The organism is Microbacterium sp. NPDC087665 (genome assembly GCF_044743285.1).
In the GTDB taxonomy this organism is placed as follows: domain Bacteria; phylum Actinomycetota; class Actinomycetes; order Actinomycetales; family Microbacteriaceae; genus Microbacterium.
This window is the reverse complement of sequence record NZ_JBIUWD010000001.1, coordinates 515918-540397: the sequence shown is the minus strand read 5'-3', so window position 1 is coordinate 540397 and position 24480 is coordinate 515918. Positions and strand designations below refer to the sequence as shown.

At 68.0% G+C, this 24480-nt stretch carries 16 protein-coding genes; 6 read left to right on the top strand and 10 right to left on the bottom strand.

Annotation, left to right across the window (positions count from 1 at the left end; all coding sequences use genetic code 11):
• Together ACIOSY_RS02610 and ACIOSY_RS02605 are read left to right on the top strand one after the other, a co-directional pair.
• Entirely contained in the window at window positions 1-1941 is a 1941-nt protein-coding gene (locus ACIOSY_RS02610) for a hypothetical protein (protein ID WP_400848532.1), read from the top strand.
• A gap of 141 nt (window positions 1942-2082) precedes the next feature.
• Window positions 2083-2457: a hypothetical protein gene (locus tag ACIOSY_RS02605; RefSeq protein WP_400848529.1), complete on the top strand. Its 375-nt coding sequence runs from the start codon at window positions 2083-2085 to the stop codon at window positions 2455-2457.
• On the opposite strand, the gene ACIOSY_RS02600 is transcribed toward ACIOSY_RS02605, so the two are convergent.
• Entirely contained in the window at window positions 2446-2919 is a 474-nt protein-coding gene (locus ACIOSY_RS02600; protein WP_400848526.1) for an AraC family transcriptional regulator, read from the bottom strand. The two genes, ACIOSY_RS02605 and ACIOSY_RS02600, sit on opposite strands and share 12 nt — an antisense overlap.
• 288 nt (window positions 2920-3207) lie before the next feature.
• Here ACIOSY_RS02600 and ACIOSY_RS02595 point away from each other — a divergent pair, with 288 nt between their 5' ends.
• Complete coding sequence (locus ACIOSY_RS02595) at window positions 3208-4800, top strand: leucine-rich repeat domain-containing protein (protein ID WP_400849082.1); 1593 nt, start codon at window positions 3208-3210, stop codon at window positions 4798-4800.
• Window positions 4801-4876: 76 nt separating this feature from the next.
• On the opposite strand, the gene ACIOSY_RS02590 is transcribed toward ACIOSY_RS02595, so the two are convergent.
• The 3 genes from ACIOSY_RS02590 to ACIOSY_RS02580 form a co-directional block, all read right to left on the bottom strand.
• On the bottom strand, window positions 4877-6232 hold the full coding sequence (locus ACIOSY_RS02590; protein ID WP_400848523.1) for a hypothetical protein: 1356 nt from the start codon (window positions 6230-6232) through the stop codon (window positions 4877-4879).
• 103 nt (window positions 6233-6335) lie between these two features.
• Complete coding sequence (locus ACIOSY_RS02585; protein WP_400848520.1) at window positions 6336-6554, bottom strand: hypothetical protein; 219 nt, start codon at window positions 6552-6554, stop codon at window positions 6336-6338.
• A 454-nt stretch (window positions 6555-7008) separates the two neighbouring features.
• Entirely contained in the window at window positions 7009-8667 is a 1659-nt protein-coding gene (locus ACIOSY_RS02580; protein ID WP_400848517.1) for a DUF6923 family protein, read from the bottom strand.
• Between the two features lie 141 nt (window positions 8668-8808).
• Here ACIOSY_RS02580 and ACIOSY_RS02575 point away from each other — a divergent pair, with 141 nt between their 5' ends.
• Entirely contained in the window at window positions 8809-9390 is a 582-nt protein-coding gene (locus ACIOSY_RS02575) for a hypothetical protein (protein WP_400848514.1), read from the top strand.
• On the opposite strand, the gene ACIOSY_RS02570 is transcribed toward ACIOSY_RS02575, so the two are convergent.
• The 5 genes from ACIOSY_RS02570 to ACIOSY_RS02550 all read right to left on the bottom strand — a co-directional run bounded on the left by ACIOSY_RS02570 (window position 9369) and on the right by ACIOSY_RS02550 (window position 21873).
• A complete protein-coding gene (locus ACIOSY_RS02570; RefSeq protein WP_400848512.1) occupies window positions 9369-10991 on the bottom strand; it encodes a LuxR C-terminal-related transcriptional regulator in 1623 nt (540 codons plus the stop codon). The genes ACIOSY_RS02575 and ACIOSY_RS02570 overlap by 22 nt on opposite strands.
• Before the next feature lie 172 nt (window positions 10992-11163).
• Window positions 11164-16719: an isopeptide-forming domain-containing fimbrial protein gene (locus tag ACIOSY_RS02565; RefSeq protein WP_400848509.1), complete on the bottom strand. Its 5556-nt coding sequence runs from the start codon at window positions 16717-16719 to the stop codon at window positions 11164-11166.
• Window positions 16720-16875: 156 nt separating this feature from the next.
• Window positions 16876-20355, bottom strand: a complete 3480-nt coding sequence (locus tag ACIOSY_RS02560) for an SdrD B-like domain-containing protein (protein ID WP_400848506.1) — start codon at window positions 20353-20355, stop codon at window positions 16876-16878.
• A gap of 212 nt (window positions 20356-20567) precedes the next feature.
• Window positions 20568-21011 carry a hypothetical protein gene (locus tag ACIOSY_RS02555; protein ID WP_400848503.1) on the bottom strand — a complete coding sequence of 148 codons (444 nt, stop codon included), beginning with the start codon at window positions 21009-21011 and terminating at the stop codon, window positions 20568-20570.
• 136 nt (window positions 21012-21147) lie between these two features.
• Window positions 21148-21873 (bottom strand): TetR/AcrR family transcriptional regulator, encoded by a 726-nt coding sequence (locus ACIOSY_RS02550; protein ID WP_400848500.1) that lies wholly within the window; start codon window positions 21871-21873, stop codon window positions 21148-21150.
• 73 nt (window positions 21874-21946) lie between these two features.
• Between ACIOSY_RS02550 and ACIOSY_RS02545 the strand changes: the two genes are divergently transcribed.
• Complete coding sequence (locus ACIOSY_RS02545; RefSeq protein ID WP_400848497.1) at window positions 21947-23353, top strand: MFS transporter; 1407 nt, start codon at window positions 21947-21949, stop codon at window positions 23351-23353.
• Complete coding sequence (locus ACIOSY_RS02540) at window positions 23350-23787, top strand: DoxX family protein (protein WP_400848494.1); 438 nt, start codon at window positions 23350-23352, stop codon at window positions 23785-23787. The genes ACIOSY_RS02545 and ACIOSY_RS02540 overlap by 4 nt, the downstream gene beginning before the upstream one ends.
• A 1-nt stretch (window position 23788) precedes the next feature.
• On the opposite strand, the gene ACIOSY_RS02535 is transcribed toward ACIOSY_RS02540, so the two are convergent.
• Window positions 23789-24442, bottom strand: a complete 654-nt coding sequence (locus tag ACIOSY_RS02535; RefSeq protein WP_400848491.1) for a TetR/AcrR family transcriptional regulator — start codon at window positions 24440-24442, stop codon at window positions 23789-23791.
• Between the last annotated feature and the right edge of the window lie 38 nt (window positions 24443-24480).

Sequence of the window (24480 nt, the reverse complement as noted above, 5' to 3'; positions counted from 1 at the left end):
ATGGGCGTCAAGAAACTGTCGGCATTTGCCGGCGCAGCAGCCTTGTTGGCGATGCTGTTCACGGGGATCGCGGCGGCTCCGGCCTCTGCCGCACCGATCGAGTCGAGCTGCGGGTACGCCGCACCCGACGGCGGGGGCAAGTTCCCCGATTCGATCTGCTGGTTCGACTTCACGGGCTACGACCCGGCGGTCGCTCTGACCACCGCGGGGCAGCAGTTCGAGATGTCGTTGGGGGCCTACGACGTCTCGTACACCGTGACCCAGCGCGCGGTCGGCGGTGGGTGGTCCGAGCGCAGCGTCGTGGCCGCCTCCGCAACCCCGCCGTCGCCGTTCGTAATCGGCACTCCCGGCTACTACAACGGAATTCCGGGTCTGCCCTTCCTGTACGCCACGGCCGGCCAGCCGTCGGGGGCCGTGCAGATCAACATCACCGACTTCCAGATCTCGCTCAACGGCACCCCCGTCACCGGCTACGACCTCGTCTCGGCCGCACCCGAGACGACCGATGCCGCCGTCGGCCAGTTCGGTGAGTTCCTCAACTGGAAGTCCGACGTGCCGCTGCGCCTGATCGACAGCCTGCCTATCGCCACCACGGGCGGCGGATGCGGGATGCCCCTCATCAGCGACGGCACCACCGACGTGTGGTGCTACCCGGGTGTGAGTGGATCACCGTCCGCGTACGGATCCATCCTCGCGGCGCCCTCGGCGACGACGATCTCCGGGTCGGTGTACATGTACACCCGTGGTGAGCGCGAAGGCCTGGGCTTCGGCATCCGTACCGCCAGCGTCTCGGTCGACAAGCAGGTCGCGAGTCGTGTCGACCCGCTCGACTCGTTCGACCTCAGCGTGACCTCCAGTGAGGGACCGGCGCTCGCATCCGCGACGACGGGCGCAACAGACGCGGCGACGACCGATGTCATCCCGGTGATCCCGAGCGGCCCGCTCACCCTCGCCGAAGCCGCGACGAGTGGCACACCCAGCCCGCTCGGCTATTACGACGCCGCGTGGTCGTGCACCAACGCGAACGAAGCCAGCACCACCGTTCTGCCGACGGGAGCCGCAGCGAGCCAGCAGCTCGCCCTCGTCGCGGGCGACGCCGTGAGCTGCACGGTCACCAACACGGCGAAGGCCGCCTCGCTCGACCTGGTCAAGTCGGTCGCACCGACCACGGCCGCGGCGGGCGACACGGTCGTCTACTCGTTCGCCGTGACGAACGACGGCGCGCTGCCGGTCGAAGACCTCACGATCGACGAGACCGCGTTCTCGGGCACGGGAGAACTCGACACCATCGACTGCCCGACCACCGAGCTCGCCGTCGACGCGTCGACCACGTGCACGGCGTCGTACGTCGTCACGCAGGCCGACATCGATGCAGGGCTCGTCACCAACGAGGCCACCGCCGACGCACAGGTTACCGGCACCTCGGCCATCGCCGCATCCGCCGCATCGACCGCCGCGCTCACGACCGGTGGCGAGTCGGCGCTCGTCGTCGCGAAGACCGTCGACAAGGCCAGCGCCACCGTCGGCGACGACGTCGTCTACACGCTCACCGCGACCAACACGGGCGCGCTGACTCTCACCGATGTGACCCTCACCGATCAGGACTTCACCGGATCGGTGCCCCTGGCCGCGCTCACGTGCGATCAGCCGGCACCCGTCACGCTGGCTCCGGGTGACGTGCTCACCTGCGCGGTCTCGTACGAGGTGCGGGCAGCCGATGTGGGCACGCTCACGAACGGTGTCATCGGCACGGCCGTCGACCCGGGCGACAACACCCTCATCGGGTCCGACTCCGCGGCCGTGACCGTGACGGCCGTCGCCGCCGGAGCCAGCCTCGCGATCACCGGTGCGAACGCGCCGTGGGTGCTCGTGGGCACGGCCCTCGTGCTGCTGCTCGCCGGGATCGCAGTCGTGAGCATCCGTCGGATGCGTCGCAGCTAGCCCTCGGTGCATGCAGAACACCCCAGGGATTCATCCGAGTCCCTGGGGTGTTCTGCGTCACGTCGTCACATCTCACCGGGGAAAACGTCTTAACAGGAAGACGCGTATCGCCCGAGTACGCGAACAACCGAAAGGCTCTACATGGATCTCTCCGCTGCCGCCGCCGACCCGGCCTTCCTCGCGATCGTCGGCGGGCACCTGCTCGTACTCGTGCTCGCCATTCTGTTCACGGTGCTTCGCCGCTACTCGGTGGGCGGATTCTTCGCCTGGGTCGCCACCGTGGCGTCGCTGCTGTTCGGGCTCTTCTGGTTCCTCGTGCTCGGCGGCGGTCGCAAGAACTCCCAGGCGAACGAGTCGGTGCAGTTCGCCCTCGACCCGAACGGCGGTCTCTGGGTCACGATCTACATCGTCGTCGCGCTCGTCGTCGCCTACGCGATGACGTGGATCTGCAAGCGCGGACGTGAGCACGCCGACCGCATCCCGACGGTGGAGAAGCCTGCTGCGTCAGCTCGGTGAATTGATCGGCACGAGATTGATCGGCACGAGATTGATCGGCACGAGGCAGTCGACTTCGCCCTCACGGCGATAAGACTCGATGTGCGGCCGATCGGCGTCATGGTCGGCGAGGGCGAACAGCGCGTCGAAGGCCTCGGAGATCTGGTCGTAGACCTGCGAGGGTTCGCCGCGCAGCCGTAGGCGGAGGTAGGCGCCGCCCGGGATCAGAGTCTCATCCAGGCCGAGCGGATTGCGACTGTCCCTTTCCACACGCACGGATGCCACGCGGTACACGCCGGCATCTCCGTAGATGAGACCCATCATCCTGCGGCCCTGCAGCGAGTCGAACGCGCCCTCGAACGCCGGCCATGCCGCCTGCACCGCGGCGATATCGAGTGCGACGTCGCGGCTCAGCGCCGGAGTGTCGTCGAGAGTGACGACGTCTATCCGTCCGAGGGCGTGCATCGTCGGGTAGTCGGTCATGGTCTTGTGTCTATCACGCGCCACGTCAGATAACGCGGCGCGTCTCGTTGTGCTCTGTACGCGCGACCTTCTCATCGCGCGGTCCGGCTCACCGATCTTCGGTGCGCCGCTGGGGGGCAGGAAGGGGGCCGGAGTGACGCAACTTTCGCAAAAGCGGAGACAACTCTCAGGAAACGCCGCGTAAAGAACGACGCCATACGTCGTCTCTTAAACGAATCCGACTTCTCGCAGTTCACCCGACCCGCGGGCCGCACTGCGCACCACACTCAAGGAAAACCCGTGCCTCACATGCCCTCAGGCTTTAGCCTGCCCACGCGCCGCAAACGCGCCCTCGCCTCCGTCGCCGTCATCGCGGCCACCGTCGCCGCTTCTCTGCTGGTGGCGACACCCGCAAACGCCGCAGACGTCGCGTTCGCCGACCCCGCGCTGCAGGCGTGCGTCAACCAGCGCCTCGGCCAGCCCGATGCCGCCCCGGTGTCGACCACCCAGGCCGCCAGCATCACCCAGCTGAACTGCAGCGGCCAGGGAATCACGAGCCTCGAGGGTGCGCAAGCCCTCACCTCTGCGTGGGATCTGTACTTCGCCAACAACTCCCTCACGGACCTCACACCGCTCACGGGACTCACCCAGATCACCCAGATCGACATCGCGAACAACCAGATCTCCAGCCTCGCCCCGTTCGCGTCGTTGACGAACATGGTCTACGTCTCCGCCGGTGGCAACCAGATCTCAGACCTGAGCCCGCTGAGCGGTCTCACGGCGATCAAGTCCCTCAACCTCACCGACAACAACGTCAGCGACCTCGGGCCGCTGTCGTCGCTCTCGCAGCTCGAGGGGCTTCTGATCGGTTCAAACGACGTATCGGACCTGACCCCGATCGCGGGGCTCACCAGAATCGCAATCCTGTACGTCGACAACAACCAGGTGACCGATCTCGGCCCCCTGTCGGGCCTCGTGAACATCTTCCAGCTGTTCCTCAACGCCAACGAGATCAGCGATCTCGGGCCGCTGTCGAGCATCACCGCGCTGCAGGACATCCGCCTCCAGAACAACCACATCGCCGACCTCAGCCCGCTGGGCGGCCTTCCCGTGCTCGCCCAGGTGCACGCCTTCGACCAGACTCTCGCCCTCCCCGACGTGATCGTCGGCGACCCCACGGCGAACCCGCTGCGCGAGCCCCACGGTGCCGTCTACACGTCGGTCACGGGCGACGCCAACTTCGTGCTCGCCGCCGACGGGGCATCCTGGACATACTCCGCACCGGCGACCAACTCGGTCTCCTGGAACATGGCCTACCCCGGACCCGTGTGGCCCGCGTGGGAGTTCAGCGGCACCATCTCGCAGCGCTCCATCGATCGCCCCGTCGTGCAGAACCCCACGACGCTGGTCGATGACACCGCGACGACCGTCAACACTCAGCCGGTCACGATCGATGTGCTCGCCAACGACGGTCTCGCCGGAGAGCCGCTCCTCGACGCCGGCACGCTGACCCTCATCGACTCCTCCGACAACCCCGTCACCCAGCTGGCGGTCGCCGGCGGCGTCTTCGCCGTCGTCAACGGTGCCATCGTGTTCACGCCCACCGCCGGGTTCGCGGGAACCGTCGACCCGGTCTCGTACGCCGTCACCAACGCCGAGGGCCTCGAAGGACGCGCGGTCATCCGTGTCACGGTAACCGCAGCTGTGACACCCACGACGTCTCCCACGACCGGCACCACGACGGGTCAGGGCACCGGCGCGGGAACGAGTGGCGCGAGCCTCGCGATCACCGGCGGCTCGGCCGACGCAGCCATGATCGCCGGTGGCCTCGGAGCGCTCCTGGTGCTGGGCGGCGCGGTGAACCTCATGCTCGCCAAGCGCCGGGCGAAGCTGTCGAGCTGAGGCACCTGATCGGCAGGAGGGGGTGGCGTCTCGAAGACGCCACCCCCTCCGTCGTGTTCAGCGGACCGACGCCGACTCAGGCGCGTCGCCGACTGTGCAGCAGCACCGCCCCCGCGAGAGCCATGAGCACGGCGGTCGCGAGACCTGCGATGTTCGCCGCCGCTCCGCTCTCGGCGAGCTGCGCCGAGGCAGCGGCACCCGTCGCGGGCGCCGACGACGACGTGGTGACCGGCGTGGTCACCACGCTCTCGACCGCGGCGATCTGCGCCGACCGGGCCGATCCGGTGTTCACGATCTGGCCGGCGTCGACCTCGGCCTGCGACACGACGAGCGACGCGGTCAGCACGCAGGTGGCTTCCGGCGCCACGCTCGCGCAGGTCGTCGAGTCTCCCGTGAGCACGTCGTCGACGACGACATCGGTCAACTCCACCTCGCCCGCGTTCGTCGCCGTCAGCGAGTAGGTGAGCGTATCGCCGAGGGTCACCGAGCCCGAGGCATCCGCATCGGTGGTTCCGGTGAGCTCTTTCGTGAACGTCAGCGCTGACACGGGGCAGACACCCGAGTCCTGTCGCGACGTGGCGCCGTACAACGGCAGACCGGTCGCGGCCTCGACGGTGACCGGAACCGGCGCCTCGGACGGCGTCGTCGGGATCTCGTCGATCGACAGGATCTCGCCGGTGGCCGACGCGAGATAGATGCGTCCGCCCGACTGGGCCGCACCGAACGACAGCGGCACTTCGCCGACCACCGTGCTCGTGCCCGCGGCGAGATCGAACAGCACGGGGAAGCTGCGCGAGTTGCCGTCGTGCCCGATGCCCAGGATCAGCCCGGAATCGAGCGTGAGGAAGTCGCCGGACGAAGCGAGGTACGAGACGCCGTCGGACAGCATCGGGAAGTCGGCGGCCGGCGAGAGCTCGGCCGTCACCGGATCGAGGTACCAGATGCTCGTGTACGCGTAACCCGACGCAAGCAGGCGCCCGTCGGCCGTGGCCGAGAGCGAGTTGAGCCAGTTGTCTTCGAACGGCGGCTCGCCATCGTCGAACATCACCGTGCCCACATCGGTGGAGACACCCGTCGTCGGGTCGATGGTGAACAGGTGCTGCGATGCTTCCCAGTCGACGCCGTAGAGCACGGTCTCGTCGGAGTTCCAGGCGATGTCGCCGAACGGCCGGTCGAGCGTCACCGTGTTCTCGAGCGTGAGAGCGCCCGTCAGCGGCGCGACGCCGTACCGCTGCAGATCGAGAGGGTCTTCACCGCTGTTCACGAAGATGTCGGCGGGGACGCACGATTCGCCGACCGCGAGCGGCTGCACCGCGGCGGTGGCCGGTGCAGCGACTGCCCCGAGGGCCACGATGGCGGCGATCGAAGCGAGCGATACGAGCGTCGTGGAACGGCGGGTGGCGCGGGAACCCGACGAGAAAATCCTCAGCATCGACTTCGCCTCTCTCTGTGTGCGAACGGATGCTTCGCGTAGACACTCTAGGAGAGACCTGTGTCGTCTGTACGCGTTCTGCAGGTTTTGTCCGGGTCGACTCTCACAGAACGACGAACACGAGCCCTGTCGCCGCGATCAGGCAGGCGTCGACGACGAGCACGACGCCCCAGCTCTGCGCGCTCGGGCCCTGCTCCGACCGTCGCGACGGCACGGGCGAAACCACGCGTCGCCCGGCGGCGAGCGCGGCGATCCCGGCGACGGATGCTGCGGCGAGGAGCATCCATCCGATCACGTCGAACGGGTCGGGTGCGGAAGACACGGTGAGCTCGCTTTCGGATCGTCACGGAGCGGAGAGTTGCAGGTGGGGCCCGCGACGGGGCCCCACCTCTGTGACCGCCCATGGGATGGGGTGGCGGGCACTCGACTCTGGGGAGAATCGGCGGGGCGTCGCGGCCCCACATCTGTATAACGAGCGATGCGCCATTTTTGGGCGGTGTTTTTCGAAAGTCGTGTTCTGGATGCAGAAGTGGGTGCCGTCCCCACGACGACACCCACCCCCTCACGCCCGGTGCACTCGGCTCTCCCCAGAAGAGCCGAGCTCCCGTCACGCTGGCCGGCGACCGCGCCATCCCGGATGCGCAGTGCCGTGCCCACTTATATGACGGTGTCGAGTGCGTTTCATGACGCTGACCCCGGGGTGATTCGAGGGTGAGATTTGTTCGGGCGCACGAAACGGGCCAGGGGCGATGTGCTCCTGGCTCGTTTCGAGGACACTATGCGGCGTCGGTGGCCCGTCGGCGTGCGAGGCGGGTGATGGCGAGCACCGCGCCACCGAGCAGCGTGAGCACTGCGGCCACGGTCAGCAGGCCCGCGGGGTCTGCGCCGGTGGCGGCGAGGTTACCGGTGCCCGAAGCATCGGTCTTCGTCGGCATGTCACCGCCCGGCGTCTCGACGACCGGAGGCGTGACCGGGATCACGACCGTCGACGCGTCGGAGGTGAGGGGCTCATCGGTCGCGTCGGTGAGCGTGGCCGTCGCCGTGTTCGTGAGGTTCGTCGACGCGAGGTCGGCCGCCACGGTCGTGTAGGTCGCCGAGCACACCAGCGACGCATCGGGTTCGACCGACTCGGCCGGACACTCGATCGCGCCCAGCTCGCCGGCACCGCTGAACGAGACCTCGGTGATCTCGGGGTCGGTCAGTGTGACGTCGCCGGTGTTCGTGATCGCGAACGAGTACGTGACGACCTGACCGACGGTGCGGATGGCCGTCTGGTCGGCCGACTTCACGAAAGTGAACGACGGGACGAGCGGGTCGGCTTCGAGCACGACCGTGATCACGGCCTGGTCGCACTGCACGGGGGTCGACACCGAGCAGATCTCGTAGGTCACGCGGTAGGTGCCGGGCGTGGAATCCGCAGGAACGGTCACCGACCCGTCGACGCCGATCGTCAGACCCGGGAGGCCACCGTCGTCGAGGATCTCGGTGGTGATGCTGCCCGCCGGGGGCACGACCAGGTTGAGGCGGTCGTTGCCCCAGATGTTGCCGACGGTGCCACCCTCGACGGCGCGGATCGGAGTGCTCGAGTAGTCGTCGTCGGTTGCGATGATGCCGAAGGGTGCGCGAGCGCTGGAGCAGCTGGCGCCGTCTCCGTTGAGGGTGCGCACCGTGGTGGTCGCGACGGTGACGACCGAGGTGGTGGCACCCCTCCATCCGACGATCTCGCTGATGACGCCGGTGTTGTTGGCGACGATGAAGAGCCGGTCGTCGGCATCGAGCCACATGGCGACGGCGTTGGCCGCTGCGGAGCCGATGACACCGGACTGCGTGAACGTGCCGGTCGCGGGATCGATGATGCGCACGCGCCCCGTGCCGTGGATGCGCACGATCTTGCCGTCGTACCAGACGAAGTCCTGTGCATAGACCGCGGCTCCCGCGTTCACCGGGTTGACCACGGCGGTCACGGTGTTCGTCGAGATGTTGATCTTGTAGATCGCGTGCTGGCCCTGCGAGGCGACCCAGAGGTTGCCCGCATCGTCGACATCGCCGGAGTACCAGGTGCCGGCGGGGAGCCCGACCGGCACGCCGTGAGGCGTCGCGACGCCCGTGTCATCGATGCTCACCAGCTGCTGCGAGATCGTGCCGCCGGTGCCGATACCCCAGAGCAGGCCATCTTGCTCGTTGAAGCCCACAGCGTTGTACGAGCCGGCGGCGTTCGTGGGGGCGACGGCCTGACCGAACGGGTCGTCGAGCGGGTTGCCCTCCCAGAGCTGACCGTCCTGCACCCAGTACAGCGAGCTGGTGCATTCGAAGGGAGCGGCGGATGCCGGAGCGGCGGGGCCCGTGAGCACCACCAGTCCGGCGGTGGCGATGGCGGCGGAGGCGACGAGCGCGGCGGCGCGGCGCGAGAACGGCAGGGAAGAGAGAGCAGACAAGGCGGGGGACTCCAAGTGTCGACGGTTAACTACGACACTGCCGTCTCCGAAGCAACCTCTCGCCTCCGATCGACGAAATTCACCCTCGCCTCACCCCTGGGCATCCGTCCGGTGCTCCGCGTCCACGGTAGCGTGAAGCCGATGTCCTCCCCCCTCCCCCGGCGGCGGCTGTCGACCCGTGTGCTCCTCATCTGCGGAGCATTGGCGGCCGTGCACCTGCTGCTGCACTTTGCAACGCTGCCCGCGCTCACCGCACTGGCCCCGGTCTCTCCCCCCATCTACGGGCTGATCGCCGGGGTGCACAGCCTCATGCCGTTCCTCGCCCGACGCCTCACCGGTGTGCCTGGCTCCGCCGTGCTCACGAGCGCCATCGCCGCGCTGTTCGTCGTCATCACGAACGGCGCAGGGCTGATCGCCGCGGTACCGGTGGTGCTTGCCGGGGCCGTCATCGATCTCGTCGTCTGGCGATCGACCGGCTCCGGTCGGCGGTCCCAGATCCGTTACCTGCTCGCCGCCGTCGCCGCAGGCGCCGCGCTGTTCGCGGTATCGCTCGCCGTCTTCTCACCCGAGCATCTGACCCCGGTCGTGCTGTTCGCGACGCTCACCGCCCGCGTGCTCGGCGAGGTCATCGCCGCACTGCTCTCAGGGTTGCTCGCCTCGGCGCTGACACGCGCCGGCGTCGGCCGGGGCATCCGCTCCGATCAGAGCAAGCCGATCTCGTAAGCACGCGCCAGCACCTCGTCGCGCGTGGTCACCTCGAGCCGTCGGTACAGCGCTCGGGCGTGCGACTTCACCGTGTTGGTCGACAGGTGCGACTCGGCGGCGATCTGACGAACGGTGAGCCCGCGCTCGAGACCGGTCAGCACGAGGTGCTGCTGCGGCGTGATGCGGATGCGGTCGGCGGTCTGCGGGAACACATCGCGCGCGCCGTGGTCGTCGGGCAGAACCGCTCCCAGGCGCGCGCGCTCGTCGGCGGGCACGGTGAGCGCTGAGAGCAGCATCCCCTTCTCGCGGATCGCCTCTCCGAGACGCGCGAAAGGACCCTCGGCGGCCGCCACCCCCGAACGCCGCTGCATCGCGACGGCCTGCACCGCGAGAGCCTCCACGCGCAGCCGGGTCGAGGCGGTGGCGTTCAGTGCTGCGGCGGCGAAGCGCGTGGCGATCACCGGGTCGTCGGCGCTGAGCGCGACGCGCGCCTTCGCGAGCCGGGCGGGCGCGTCGTCGGCCTGCGTCTCGGCGGCGAGCTGCGCCTGCCGGATCTGCCCGGCGGAGAGCAGCAGATCGACCTCGGCCTGCCGCAGCATCGGCCCCAGGGTCGACCCGTCGCCGAGCCAGTCCGCATAGCGCTCTCGGTCGCGGTGCACCGCGTCGATGGCTCCGAGACGGTCTCCCCAGGCGAGCGCATACCGCGCCCGCGCGAACGACACCGCCGCTCCCCACCCCTGCTCGGTGTTGACCGGCTGATCGAGAGCACGGAGCGCGGTGACGGCATCGGTGCGTCGCAGGCGCTCGGTCGCGAGGAGGCTGCGGGCCACATCTGCGGTCAGGGCGATGCGGGGGCGGTACCAGCCGACGGCCTCGGGTGCCCTGTCGCTGCGGTCGAGCCAGATCTCGGCCTGGTCGATGTCGCCGCCCAGAGCGGCGAACAGGGCGATCTTGCCGGCCGCGTCGCGCTCGACGTACAGCGCCCGAGCCTCCGGCGCGCGTTCATACGCGTCGCTCAGCGTGAGCACGGCCCCCGGAAGGTCATCGGCGAGGCCCCGGGTGATGCCCGCCTGCAGCAGGGCGGCCGGCAGTCGCGCGGTGATCAGTCCCGGTTGGTGCACGACGGCGATGCGTCCGAGGCGCTCGACCAGAGAGGCCAACTGGATGGCTCGCGGCATCCGCCCCCGCACCCGGAAGGCGATCATGCGCGACGAGGCGACGCTGAGCAGGCTCAGGGCGCGATCCGAGCGGGCGAGGGTCTCGAGCTCGCTGAGATCACCCGGGTCGGGGAGCGTGGTGCGTCCGAGCATCCGGTCCACCGCATCCGAGGCGGAATGCAGGCGGATGTCGCGCACTGCCGCGGCGCGGGCATCCTGCTCGAAGGCGTTGAGGGGGATGATGCGCAGAGCGCGATCGAGCAACGCTCCGGATTCGTCGAGCAGCTGCGACCAGTGCAGCCCGATGATGCCCACGGCTCGGCCCCAGGCGTTGTCGGCGAGCGCCTCATCGAGAACGGGCGCGATGTCATCGATCGAGAGCTCGACCGGCGCGTCAGACGTCAGCGGCGGCGTTGCTTCGTCGTCGAGATGCGGTCCTGATCTGTGCGCAGCGTGGTTCATCGGGTAGGGGTGGGAGAGGTCGGGTTTCTCCCCTGAAAAATATACCGGGATGTTCGACCGGTGGCGCGGTAGCGGGGCCACATTCTTTCCGCCGAACGTGCCACCGAGCGGCCGCTCCCCGAAAGGGAGACGACCGCCCGGTGGACGACCTCTGGCCTGCGTGACGTACCCGTCAGACGCGCCCCGTACGCTCTCTACGGCCGCGACCGCCTGCGAAGACGCCCGCACCGATCAGCAGCGCGAACAGACCGAGCAGCACGGCGATGCGCGGGTCGCTTCCCGTGGTCGCCAGCCCGCCGTCTGCAGCGGGAGGAATCACGACACCGACCTCGACGGTCGCCTGCGCCTGGTCGGACGACACCGCGACCTCACCGACGCCCGTGGCGGATGCCTTCGCGACGTTGACCACCTCGCCGGCCGTGGCCTGAGCCGCGACGATCTGGTATTCGTCGGTCGCCGCGCAGTCGGTCGATGCCCCCGGGGCGAGCTCGGTCGCCTCGCACACCACCTCACCGGCCATCGGGTCGGAGACGGCGACGTCGCGCAGGGTGGCAGCGCCCGTGTTGGTCACGACGAACGTCCACTGGATGCGGTCGGCGACCGTCACACGACCATCGGAGTCGACATCGATCGGCGTACCCGCCTTGGTGAGCGCGAGCGCGACGCTTCCGGCGAACGGAACCGTCACCTCCGACGACTCCGACGTGGTGCGCTCCTCGGCCGCCGGGGCGACGGCGCTGGCCGTCGCCTCGTTGGCCAGCTGCCCGGAGTCGACATCCGCGAGCGTCGTCTCGTACGCAGCGGTGCAGAGCACCTGCTCGCCCGGGAGCAGAGCACCCGTCTCGCAGGTGATCTCACCGAGCTCGCCGCTTCCCGAGAACTCGCCCTCTTCGACCTCGATGTCGCGCATCGTCACGTTGCCGGTGTTCGTCACCAGGAACCGGTACTCGATCGCCTCGTCGGCAGCTGTGAACTGGTCAACGTCGGCCGATTTCACGACCGAGATGGCCGGCGCCGCCACGAACGGCAGCTGCACGCTCGACGGGTCGGAGGTGATGCGTCCGCCCGGGGCGACACCGCTCGCGGTGGCCGTGTTGTCGACCGTTCCCGCGTCGACGTCGTCCTGGGTGATCGTGTACTCCGCGCGGCATACGACCTGCTCGCCCGGGTCGACAGCGCTCGCGCCGTCGTCGCAGACGATGTCCGACAGATCGCCGGAGCCGGAGAAGGCCGTCTCCTCGATCTCGATGTCGGTCAGGGTGACGTTGCCGGTGTTCGTCACGACGAAGGAGTACGTGACGTCCTCATCGACGGCGAGGTCGTTCGGCGACGCCGACTTCACCACGGTGAGGTCGGGAGCGGCGGCGATGGTGACCTCGACCGACGACGGGTCGCTGGTGACATCGTCTCCACCCGGCGTCTCCGCGTTCGCGATCGCGGTGTTGTCGATGACACCGGCATTCACGTCGGCCTGCGTGACCTCGTAGGTCGCGGTGCAGTCGACCGTGTCTCCGGGGGCGAGGTCGCCCTCGGCGCAGACGGGAACGACGTCGTCGCCGGTTCCGCTGAACGCGGTCTCGGTGATCGTGACCGTGTCGAGCGTGACGTTTCCGGTGTTGGTGACGGCGAAGTTGTAGGTCACCTCATTGCCCGCGGCCTCGATGGCCTCGGACGTGACCGTCTTCTCGAGCACGAGTGCGGGCGAAGCATCCACCCCGACCGTCGCCGTGGACTCGTCGGATTCTGGGGCATCGAGCCCGGCCGGTGCCGTACCTGTGGCGACCGCGGTGTTCGCGATCGTGCCGGCGTCGAGATCGGCCTGCGTCACCTCGTACGACGCGGTGCAGGTCACCTCGTCTCCCGGTGCGAGCGATGCCGCCTCGGCGGGGCAGACCACGGCGAGCGCGTCGCCGCTGCCCGTGAAGTCGGTCTCGTCGATCTGCACGTCGGTGATCGCGACGTCGCCGCTGTTCACCACGGCGAAGGAGTACACGACCGCGTCGCCGACCGCGCTCACGGTCGCCGTCGAGGCCGACTTGACGAGGCCGAGGTCGGCCGTGCGGATCAGCACGTCGGTGTCGGAGTCGTCGTCGCTGAGGGTCACACCGGGCAGCGCCGGATCGACGGCCTCGGCACGTGCGCCGTTGACGATCTCGTCGGCCGTCTCGGCGGCCTGCACGACACGGACCGTGACGGTGACGGCGCGGGTCGAGCCTGCGCCCCCCGTGGCCTCTTCACCGGTTCCGACCTGGCCGGAGCGCTCGAGCGCATCGATGTTCCAGGTCACGGTGCCACCGGCGCGCAGTCCGTCGGCGTCGGCATCGCCCTGGTCGGCCACCGTTCCCCCATCGCTGGCGGAGACGAATGCGAGCGTGTCGGGAAGCGTGTCGGTCACCGCGACGTCGGTCAGTGCCTCACCGGTCAACAGGTTCGACACGGCGATCGTGTAGGTGAACTCCTCGCCCATGGCAACGCTGTCGCGGCCGTCGCTCTTGGCCAGACCGATCAGCGACTCGCCCTGAGCGACGACGAAGCAGGCGTCATCGGCGTTGTTGCTCTCGACCGGGTCGGACATCAGGCCCGAGACCTCGGCACCGAAGCACGTCTCTTCGCCGACCAGTTCGTCGTCGGGAATGACGGCGGGCAGGTCGAGCGCGTTGGGTTCGTCGAGCACCAGCATGCGCGATGCGCCGTCTGCGGTGACCGGGTCGCAGGTGAGGGTGACCGGGCCGAGCACCGAGCCGTCGGCTGCCACGTCGTCTGCCTCGCAGACCCAGCCCTCAGGAGTCAGGCTGGTGATACGGATGCCGGCGGGCACCGAGATCTCGACGCTGGCGGGCGCCGCCTCCGAGCCACCGAGGTTGGTGACGACGAACGGAACGACTCCGGGTCGGCCCGCCTGCAGGGGCAGTCGGTCGGGCACGGTGACCTCGAGGTCGGCCTCCTGCGTCGTCGCGCAGACGGGGCGCGGTTCGGCCGGGAGCGTGCTGGCGCTGTCGATGGCGACGGAGTTGCAGGCGACGGCGTCGGCCTGCGCACCGGGCACGACGTTCGCCGTGAAGACGAAGCTCGACGATGCACCGGGAGCGAGGTTGCCGCTCACCTGCGCGCGGATGGCCTTCGCTTCGGATGCTGCGCCCGTCCAGCCCGTGGCACAGCCCGGGTTGGTCGGCAGCACCTCGGCACGGCAGGGGTTCTGTGCGGCCGAATAGCTCAGCGTCATGTTCGGCGACTGCGAGGTGATGGTGTTGAGGGTCTCGGCGAACGTGCTGCCGCGGCCGTCGCCGACGTGCGGCAGGATGTCGTAGCCGACGATGCCCGAGAGCACGGTGTTGCCGGAGTTCACGAGCGAGACGCGGTAAGTGATGTCGCTCGCGTCGGGGTTCACGCCCACGACCACGTCGGGGTTCGACACCCAGGTGCAGCCGTCATCGGTGACGACGCAGATCTCCTTGACGACGTCGAGACGCGACACTCCGCTGACCGAGACGGTCGTGGAGCTCGAGGCGAAGGCCTCGGTGACGTTGCCGTCGCCGTCGAGGTCTGAGGTGTCGACGACCTTTCCGGCCCAGGTCGTGGTGTCGGGGTCGAACGCGTTGCGCGAGTCACCCGCCCAGACGGTGGCCAGGCTGTTGGTGCCGGCGGCGACCGCAGAGGTCGGGCTCGCGCTCACGCTCATCGTCGGCCAGGTCGCGTTCGCGCCGAACGTCGCACCGGTCGGCCACGAGGCGATGACGGCCTGACGCGTGGCTCCGCCGATCGTCACGTTCTTGTAGGTGAAGCTCACTCCGGGCGGCACGGCGCCCGCGGCGAAGCTCGCGGAGTTGGGAACGACGTTCCACCCGAGGGGCGCGATGAACACGTACTGCGGAGAGACGGCGCGGTCTGCCGGGATGTTGGTCGTCGACCCGGCCACGCCGAACGTGACCTTGCCACCGGGCACGACGAGCCCGCCGCCTTCGACGACGGGGGCGCCGATGAATCCGGCGTTGAACGCGGGGGCCGCGGCCGCCACCTTCGGCCAGTCGCGGAATGTCGCGGTGCCCGTCGCCTGGTTGACGATCGGAGCGATCTCCGGGTTGGCGGTGTACGTCATCGTCGAGGTCGCGGTGTTCGACCATGTACCCAGGGGCGCTCCCACGGGCACTTCGTAGCGGTAGAGCACACGGAACAGGGTGCCCGCGGTGCCCGAGGGAAGTAGGTTGGGCCCTGCGAGCTGGCCGGAGGTGACGGTCGCGGCAACGATGCGCTGGCCCGCCGGGGCCGCGTAGCTCGTGCCGGTCGCGGTGCCGGTGGTGCCGTTGCTCAGGGTGTACGCGATCGTCGCGGCGGAGTTCGTCTCGATGCGGTAGACGCGCAGCGTCGAGTCGCCCAGGTCGTCGTCGACGATGGTGGCGACCGCCGGAACGTTGCCACGGTTGTTGGTGTCGACGCTCCAGTATGGATCCGTACGGGTGGTGAACGGGGCGACCGCCTGGCCCGGCGTGCACACGCGGTTCCAGTCGTCGCGACCGGATGCCGGGCACACGAGTCCCGTGGTGTTCGGGGGAACGTTGACGAAGCGCTGTCCGCCGGCGACCTGATCGGCCGTCGGAGCCTTTGCGAGGTCGGCGCGACCGAACGGCTGCACGCGCACGACGCTGTGGGTGAAACTGTTCGCTGCGGTCTTCACGGTCGCCGCGTCGTCGAGGTACGTGACGCTGACGTCGACGTTGTTGGTGACGGGCACGACGAAGTCGGCACCGTCGGCGGCCTCAGGGAACGCACTGGCGGGGTAGCGCACGGTCACCGTGCGCGGGTTGTAGCCGTAGCCCTGGCTCCACCCGCTGAACGCGGTGACGCCGAAACCACCGGCGGCCGTCGCCCCGGACTTGGTCCAGGTCACGGTGTGGGCGGCTGCGTCGTAGACGCCGCCGTCGCCGGCGCTGACGAACTGCGCCTGTGCCGGAAGATGATCGACAACCGTGTAGCTCTCGCCGCAGAGCAGGTTGCCGGCGGCGGTCCAGCGTCCGGATCCGCGGTTGGTGAAGCATCCGTCCGACATGGCGACCGAATAGGTCATGTCGGTATCGGGGCGCACCGTGGTGGGCCCCGTCTTGGCGATAGTGGGGTTCGCCGGAAGGGCGATCTGCCAGGTGACCGGCGGTGCGGATGCCGTGGCGGGTGCCACCGCGTTGGGCGACGTGATCGTCGCGGAGTTGGGGATCTGGTACCCGTTGGGGAAGTAGGCCGGGGCGGCGATGCCCGGGGCGCTGGCGTCGATGTCGCGCACGTACTGCACGAGGAAGGTCGACGACGTGCCCGCGGCGACGGTGCCGAGTTGCACGGTCACGCCGGCGGTCACGCTGTTGGTGATGGTCGCCCCGCCACCCGCCGGCGGCGTCCACGTCTCGTAGCGGTGCATGCGGAACGTGCCATAGGTGGGGTCGAGCGCCACGGCCGGCAGCGTCACCACGGCGCCGGTGCACTCCGCCACCGAGCACGAGTACGCGATGCGGTAGCCGAGTCGGTTGTTCTGCTGGTTGTACCCGGTCGTCGTGACGGTCTCTCCGGTGGCCGGGTTGACCGGTGTGATCTCGATCGAGAGCACGGCAGGTCCGGCGGCGGATGCGGCGACCGGGACGACGAGAACACCTCCGATCGCCAGCACGGCGCCGAGGAGCGCGGAGATCAGGGTACGCAGTCGTCCGGCGCGGGGGCGCACGAGACGGCGGGTGTTCTTAGGCATGTGGGATTCCCCTCCACGCCTGAACCTAGGGTTCGGCCTTTCCCAAAATGCCGATATATGAGAAAGCTCACCCTCACTTCACCCTCCCGGCACGACGAACCGCCCGGTGCGGGAAGCAGGGCTTCCCGCACCGGGCCGTGTTCGGCCGGCCGGATGTCAGGCGGCTCGACGTCGACGCGTGATCAGCGCGACCGCACCTCCGCCCAGCGTCAGCAGCAGGGCCAGCCCCGCGATACCCCACGACATCGACCCACCGGTCGTGGCGAGCTGGTTCACGCCGGGCGTACCCGGGTGAGCGGGATCCACCGGCTGCTCGGGGTCACCGGGAGTTCCGGTCACCGGCGGAGCAGGCGTCTCGCGCACGATGACTCCGGCATCCCACGTCGGATCGATGCCCTCGGTCGCGAGCACGTCGTTCCACGCGTAGTCACGGGTGAGGTGGATGTTGTCCGCCCCCAGCACGATCGTCTGCGTCATGCCCGTCTCGGGATCGGCATCCGAATCCACGGTGTCATCGGCTCCGGCATCCGCCTGCGTGAAGACGTACGTCTTCTTCTGCGCATCGGTCAGCGTGAAGGTCACGCGGTACTCGCCGGCGGGCAGCTCGTCGAACAGGTAGCGACCGCGCTCGTCGGTCGTCGTGGTCGCGATGACCTCGCCATCCTTGACCAGATCGACGGTGACGCCGGGCAGAACCTGCTCGTCGTCGTCCTGTCGGCCGTCCTTGTTCGCATCGATCCAGGTGACGTCGCCGATGGCGTACGTCTTCTCCGGCTCGACGGTCACTCCCGGCGTGTTGAAGAGCACGACGTCCTCCGAGACGCCATTTTCGCCGACCGTGATGCGCACCGGCTCGGTCGCCTTCTGGTATCCGTCAGGAGCCACGTCCTCACGCAGCCAGAACGTACCGGCCGTCTTCACGGTCGGGGTGGCACCCGCGGCCGTGACGATCTTTCCCTCGACGACCCGCAGATCGCTCAGCACGACCGTCTGCTGGTCTTCGGCGAGCACCGAGAACCGGGCCCCCTCGTCGGTGATCAGCTTCGAGGCATCCGTGCTGTCGCGCTTGAGCAGACTCAGCGGGAAGTCGTTCGTCGGCGTGATCGTGGCACTGGTGGCGTTGATGACGTTGGTGATGCCGACGTTCGCCTGGAAGTCGGCGACGCGCACCTTGAAGAACAGGGCGAGCGTCTGACCGCTGACCAGTCGACCGCGCTCCAGCGTGACGGTATCCGTCGCCGCGTCGTAGTCGGCCGTGATCTCGGTGCCGGGGATGTCGTAGGTGCTACCACCCGTCGTCTCGCCCGTGGTGACGTCATCCGCCGCGACGAATCCGACGAATTCGACTCCCGCGGGAAGCACGTCGACGACGTCCTCCACCATGTTGGTGAACGTGCCGTGCGGCATCAGCTCGACGCGGTAGATGAACTCGCTCTGCGCGAGCTGCCCCTCGGCATCCATCTCGACCCGCAGGCTGCCCGTGAACGCGTCGTTGACGGCGTCGTAGACACGCTTGCGCACCTCCATCTCGTTGCCGAAGCTGGTCGCCGTGGTGCGTGAGATCGAGGTGTAGACGATCTCCTGGCCGTCACCCTCGTATCTAGCGGCGTTGTCGACGTCGATCGTCTGCTTGCCCTGCAGCACCTGCGTGGGCAGGTCGACGGTGATGTTCCAGCTCTTCATGAACGGGGCGGCGGCGGATGCTCCCCACGAGGCATCCTTCGGGAACGCGTCGTTCGGCGCGATCACCAGGTCGCCCTGCGCGTCGAGCGTCACGTCGAACGTGTCGCCGTCGAGCGGGAAGTTGTAGTCGTAGGAACCGGTGATGGATTCCTTGATGGCCGGGAGGGTCTTCTCGGTGACGTCGAAGACCGTGTGGTCCACCTCGTCGATGATGCGGGAGGTCGCCGCGTCACCCACGTTCGCGCCCACCGTGAAGGTGTACGGAATCGTGGTCGACGTGCCCGAGGTCACCGTCACGGTGCCGCCCTGCGTCGTCTTCGTGAAGCGGTTCGGGTCATCGACGCCGCCCGAGGTGTCCTTCGGCACGGTGATCGTCGTCGATGCCGACTTCGACTCGTACTTGCCCGCGGCGTAGATGAAGTACGCATTGTTGTCGACGCGGTACTGCGTCGCGTACTGGTTCTCACCGCTCGCGCGCTGCGGGAGGGTGTCGATGATCGCGCCCACCTTCAGCGTGTACGCCTTCGTGACGTCCTTGCCGATGTTGACGAAGAGGTTCTTGCCGTCGACGACGTACGTGTTGCGATAGTCGTCCGCCGCGATGGCGTTCTCGAAGTCGGCGTCGATGCCCCGGGCCGGAGCCAGACGCACGACGGCCCCGGTCTGGTCGGTGGCGGTGAGGAAGTCCGCGGCATCCGCGTTCCAGTCCGACTCGGCCGGAAGTGTGTCGCGGATGACGACGTTGCGGGTCAGGGCGAAGGGGCCGTCCGCGAATGCGGCGAAGACCGTGAGGTCGGCGCGCAGCGTGTAGGTCGCGGCGATCGGCTCATCGAGTGCGGCGCCGGCGGAGAGCCGCTCATCGAGTTCGACGGCGGTCGGGTCCACGGTCTTGCCGAACGCATTGCCGGTGCCGGGGCGGTCCTGGCCCTTGACGTTGCCGCTGATCCGGGTGGTCGTGCTGTGCTTCTGCCCGTTGACGTCGACCTGGTTCGTCAGCGCGACCGAGTACGAGCCGCCGTTCAGCGTGTCGACGTCGTCGTACGCCTTCTGCAGCTCGGTGCGGATGGCCTCGAGCGCGGACGCGTCGGCGATCTTCGCCTGGTAGGTGAACGTGTAGACCGAGTTCGCCTCGGCGCGGAAGGTGTGGGTGAGGCTCGTGCCCGAGATGGCGGGCAGGCCGGTGAGAGCCGTCGTGACCGGGTTGAGGTCGCTCGCGTCGCGCACGGTCTTCGAGCCGGTGAGCGAGCCCTCGACGAAGGCGAGGTTGGCACCCAGGGTGTCGGTGAGGGTGATGTCGCGAGCGTCCTTGCTCGACACGGTGACCGTGTAGGGCAGGGTGGCGTCGAGAGCGCTCGGCGCGATAACGACCTTGCCGTCGACCACCGAGTGGGGGATGTTCACACCGGCGACGCTCTTGTTCGACGAGGTGCCCGTCGACTGCGGCGACTCACCGGGCTCGGTCACGATGACCGTCTGCGTGGTGGGGGTGCCGTCGACGTTCCAGACCAGGTCGCGCACCTCGGACTGCTGCACCTTGTCGACCGTGAACGACAGGTCGAGCACGCCCTGGTTCACGTCGCCGGGGAACGGGTCCTTGAACGTGACCACGAGCTGGCCTGCGCCGTTGATGCTGAGCGACTCGACGGCGGTGTTGCCGGTCGGCACGACGAGAGCCGCATCCGGGATCGTGATTCCTGCGGGCAGCCCGATGGCGACGACGGCGCCGTCATCCATGCTTCCGTAGCCGAGCTGGAAGGCGTACGTGCCGCCCTCGGTCAGAACGGGGGTGCCGTTGTGGTTGTTCCCTGAACTCACGGGGAACACGGTGACCGAGCCGCCCGCGGCGAACGCCGGGGTGCTCAGACCGGTGACGGCCATCAGCGCGACGAGGATGCCCGCCAGCCAGTTCGTGAAAGTGCGCGTGCGGGATCGCCGCACGGTGTACTTCGACATCAGTACTCCAGAGATAGATCAGGGGGCGCGCGGGTATACGCGTCCCAGCGTGAGCACCGGGTGCCGGTGCTCGACCGCGCGAATGGGGGCCGCGCGGTCAGGGAGAAAATCCCTTTCACTGGAGAGAGCTGTGTTGGAGAGTTTGATTACGCGGTTCGAAGGGTGAACCGGGGGTGAACTTCGTGTCGCGGCGATCGCCTCGCCGCCGGCGGTCACGCCTCGGGGTTCTCCGATGGTGACGGACGTCGTTCTCGCCGGCTGCGAAGGAGCGCAGTCACGGACCATGCCGTCAGCCCGACACCCAAGACGACGATCGCCAGATCTCTGCCGATCTGCCACCCATCACCGTTCTGAATCGAGGGCACGACCCCCAGCGCTCCGAGCAGGAGACAGAACACACCCACGGCGAGCCAGAGTGCGGGCCCCTCACCGAGACGCGGGGAGGAAAGACCTTTACGGCTACGGAAGTACACGATCGCAGAGGACACCATCAGCCAGACCGCGAAGAGGGTGAGGGCGATATACGAGAGTGCCCACTCCCACGCGCCTCGTTGAAACGCGGGGATCAGCATCGCGACACCGGCTATGAAAGCGAAGATTCCCCCGACGAATCGGTTCGTGTTCGGGTCGTGCCGGCTGGGGTTCGGATCGGGCATCAGGTCTCACTCCTCCTCGACGGGTTCTCGGTCGGTCACACGACTTCGTCGCTGCGAGCCGTCGATACAGAGGACACGAGTGAGCGCGTGAAATCTGGCGCCCGAAGAGAGCGATCCGTTGGCCACGCGCTCAGACCTATCGTGCGGATACCTCTTTCGGCCGTGTCGATCCTTCGCCGGTGCCCTGATCCTTCGGCACGCGTCCGAGCGCACCATCGATCAGCACATCGATGGTCCAGGCGTTGCGATCTTCGTGCGAACCCGAGACGAACACGGACGATCCCGCACCCACCAATGTCGGGTGGCGGCGACGGTCGGCGGCGTCGAGAGTCGATTCGAGATCGGCGAGTTCTTGACCTGCGCCGGAGGAATGCGCCGCCCATTCGGCTGCCGACGCCGTTGCATGCTTCAGCAACAGGTCGATGGCTCGTGCGGCCGTTGCCGTGTCGAATCCGAGCTCGTGGAGCAGCCGAAGCATCAACTCGAGGAGATCGAGGTAGTGAGGCCCATCGGGCCAGGTAACGAGGGCCGCCTGGGCCAGACCGGCCTGCCGCATCAAGAGGTGCGTGTAGTCGTCGAGCACTCGATGGAGGCGCTCACGGGGTGATCCGTCGCGATCCCACTGCAGATCGAGGTCGGCGAGATACCGGTCGATGAGCAGAGCGCTCAACTCCGTCGTGTTCTTCACGTAGACGTACAGCGACGCCGGTCCGGTATCGAGCTCCGCCGCGAGACGCCGCATCGTGAGCTTCGCAGCACCCTCGCCCTCGACGATCGCCACCGCCGCATCGAGAATGCCCGCGCGAGACAAAGGCGGCTTCGCGGGCCGGTCACGTCGACTGACGGGTTCGGTTTTGGCCATACCCGACCTTACCAGGACTTGATCGTGACGAACATGTTCGTTACGATCAAGTTCGCCATTGAAAGGGGCGCTCATGACCACCACCGAAACTCCCACTCTCTCCGCGAAGGGTGTGTGGCTGACTCTGATCGTCGTACTCCTCGCCGACGCGATGGATCTGATCGACGCGACCATCACGAACGTCGCCGCGCCCTCGATCGTGGCCGACTTGGGTGCCGATGAGGGCGTGATCAAGTGGCTCGGCGCGTCCTACGCTCTGGCACTGGGGTCACTGCTGGTACTGGGCGGCAAGCTCGGTGACAAGATCGGGCAGCGTCGAACGTTCCTCATCGGAATGGCGGGCTTCGTCGCGGCTTCGGCCACTGCGGGGCTGGCACTCTACCCGGAGATGCTGATCGGCTCGCGAGTTGCCCAGGGCATGTTCGGCGCGCTGCTCATCCCGCAGGGCATGGCCATCATGACGGCGACGTTCCCGAAGCCCATGCTGCAGCGGGCGTTCAGCGTCTTCGCCCCGATGCTGGGCGTCTTCGCGGTCGGTGGCCCCATTCTGGGTGGGGTGCTGATCGACGCCAACCTGTTCGGGCTCGAATGGCGTCCTATCTTCCTGATCAACCTGATCCTGGGCGGGTTCGCGTTCATCATGGCGGTCAAGTTCCTTCCCACGGTTCCCGCCCGACCTCACACCCGCATCGATCTCCTGGGCAGCGTGCTGCTCATCGCCTCTCTCTTCGGCGTCCTGTTCGGGCTCATCGAAGGGTCCAGCGACGGCTGGAGTGCTCTCTCCGTGGGCGCGATCATCGTCGGTGCGATCGTGTTCGCCGGATTCGTGTGGCGCCAGGCACGCACCGCCGACCCGCTGCTGCCGCGCACACTCCTCGCCAACCGGGGCTTCACCGCCGGCCTGATCGTCGGACTGCTGGTGTTCGCCGGGTTCAGCGGCCTGATGTACGTCATCTCGCTGTTCCTCCAGTTCGGTCTCGGCTACACACCGACGCAGACCTCGCTAAACCTCGTCCCACTGACCATCGGCATCATCGGTGGATCGGGGATCGCCGCAGCGCTCATCGTCAAACTGGCCCGCCGCCTCGTCGTGCTGGGACTCATCGCGATGCTCGGGGGCATCGGAACCATGCTCGTCTTCGTTCAGACCGCTGGTCTCGGCGTGGAATGGTGGCAGCTCGGTATCGCCACCCTCCTCATGGGCCTGGGCGCGGGAATCTGCTTCAGCTCCATCTTCAACACCGCGCTCGGCGACGTCGACGCCCACGAAGCCGGCTCCGCAAGCGGCTCGCTCAGCGCCGTACAACAGGTGGCGAACGGTATCGGGTCGGCGCTGGTCACCAGCATCTTCCTCACTCTCCTGCCCACCGGCGATATCCCCGCCGTGTCCGTGACCCTGATCGTCCTCCTCGTCCTCGTTGCTGGATGCCTCCTCGTCGTTCCGCTGCTTCCCCGCACTGCGATCGCCGACATCGAATGACCATCCGATCCGATTCCCGCCCCGACTCCCTCGGTCGGAAGGCTCTTCGCTCCACGGTCTGGGTGCCCCAGCTTCTCGTCGCTGCCATCTTCATCGGCGCCGGTAGCGCCAAGCTCGCCATGCCGTACGCCGAGGTCGTTCACACCTTCGGCGCAATCCCGCAGCCCCTTCTCATCGTCGCCAGCACCCTCGAAGTCATCGGCGGCCTCGGAGTACTCCTTCCCTCGCTCACTCGGATCGCTCCCTCTCTCACCGTCTGGGCGGCTCTCGGATGCGCGCTCCTCCAGGCAGGGGCGGCCCTGTTCCACCTCCTTCAAGGAGACACGACCGAGCTGCCACTCAATCTCGCGCTGATCGCACTCCCCCTCGCCGTTGCCTGGCTGCGGTGGCGCGTCGCCCCCATTCGGCCGCGCACGAAGAATCGACCGATCTAGGTCATGCCCTCGGTTCGGCGGACCGCGAACCGGGGGCCGCTCGAAGATTGGCCAACAACTCCTCGACCAGCGAGGTCCATTCGGCGCGACCTTCCGCATCGACGCTTCCGCCGGTTCGGCGGAACCAGTGGCGGCCGATGACCACGAGACCTGCGGTCAGGAATTGGACGAGGAGCTCGGCGCTGAGGGCCGAGGTGGCGGGATAGCGACGCCGCACTTCGTCGATGAGATCTGTCGACGCACGATCGAGTGCGGCCTGGGACAGCATTCCACGCCGCGCCCCCTTGCTGCCGGGCTCGCCGAGAGTGCGAACCACTTCGACGATGACCGGTGGAATGTCCGTCGCGCGCACCGCCCTGGCGATGTCTTCGTAGACCGAACGTGACCCCGGTTGCCCCACCGGCGTCGATCTGATCGCAGACCGGAACTGTTCCACCACGACCAGGATGTCCGATTCGCACACGGCGATGAGCACGTCATCGAGGGAAGCGAAATGGTTGAACACCGTGCGCCGCGCGATGTCGGCGCGGTCCGCCAGCTCATCGACTCCGAAGGAGGGCCCACCCTGCTCCCGGATCAACGCCCGAGCCGCGGAGAGGATCGCCTCTCGGTGGCGCGCTTTCAACGCTGCGCGACGATCCACTCCGGTACCCATCGGAAAAGAGTATCGACTTCGGCCGGCGCGACGTCGGC

Bases quoted from the DNA above. Each gene is read 5' to 3' on its own strand.
- ACIOSY_RS02610 (WP_400848532.1), top strand. From the start codon at position 1: ATGGGCGTCAAGAAACTGTCGGCATTTGCCGGCGCAGCAGCCTTGTTG.
- ACIOSY_RS02605 (WP_400848529.1), top strand. From the start codon at position 2,083: ATGGATCTCTCCGCTGCCGCCGCCGACCCGGCCTTCCTCGCGATCGTC.
- ACIOSY_RS02600 (WP_400848526.1), bottom strand. From the start codon at position 2,919: ATGACCGACTACCCGACGATGCACGCCCTCGGACGGATAGACGTCGTC.
- ACIOSY_RS02595 (WP_400849082.1), top strand. From the start codon at position 3,208: ATGCCCTCAGGCTTTAGCCTGCCCACGCGCCGCAAACGCGCCCTCGCC.
- ACIOSY_RS02590 (WP_400848523.1), bottom strand. From the start codon at position 6,232: ATGCTGAGGATTTTCTCGTCGGGTTCCCGCGCCACCCGCCGTTCCACG.
- ACIOSY_RS02575 (WP_400848514.1), top strand. From the start codon at position 8,809: ATGTCCTCCCCCCTCCCCCGGCGGCGGCTGTCGACCCGTGTGCTCCTC.
- ACIOSY_RS02570 (WP_400848512.1), bottom strand. From the start codon at position 10,991: ATGAACCACGCTGCGCACAGATCAGGACCGCATCTCGACGACGAAGCA.
- ACIOSY_RS02565 (WP_400848509.1), bottom strand. From the start codon at position 16,719: ATGCCTAAGAACACCCGCCGTCTCGTGCGCCCCCGCGCCGGACGACTG.
- ACIOSY_RS02560 (WP_400848506.1), bottom strand. From the start codon at position 20,355: ATGTCGAAGTACACCGTGCGGCGATCCCGCACGCGCACTTTCACGAAC.
- ACIOSY_RS02555 (WP_400848503.1), bottom strand. From the start codon at position 21,011: ATGCCCGATCCGAACCCCAGCCGGCACGACCCGAACACGAACCGATTC.
- ACIOSY_RS02550 (WP_400848500.1), bottom strand. From the start codon at position 21,873: ATGGCCAAAACCGAACCCGTCAGTCGACGTGACCGGCCCGCGAAGCCG.
- ACIOSY_RS02545 (WP_400848497.1), top strand. From the start codon at position 21,947: ATGACCACCACCGAAACTCCCACTCTCTCCGCGAAGGGTGTGTGGCTG.
- ACIOSY_RS02540 (WP_400848494.1), top strand. From the start codon at position 23,350: ATGACCATCCGATCCGATTCCCGCCCCGACTCCCTCGGTCGGAAGGCT.
- ACIOSY_RS02535 (WP_400848491.1), bottom strand. From the start codon at position 24,442: ATGGGTACCGGAGTGGATCGTCGCGCAGCGTTGAAAGCGCGCCACCGA.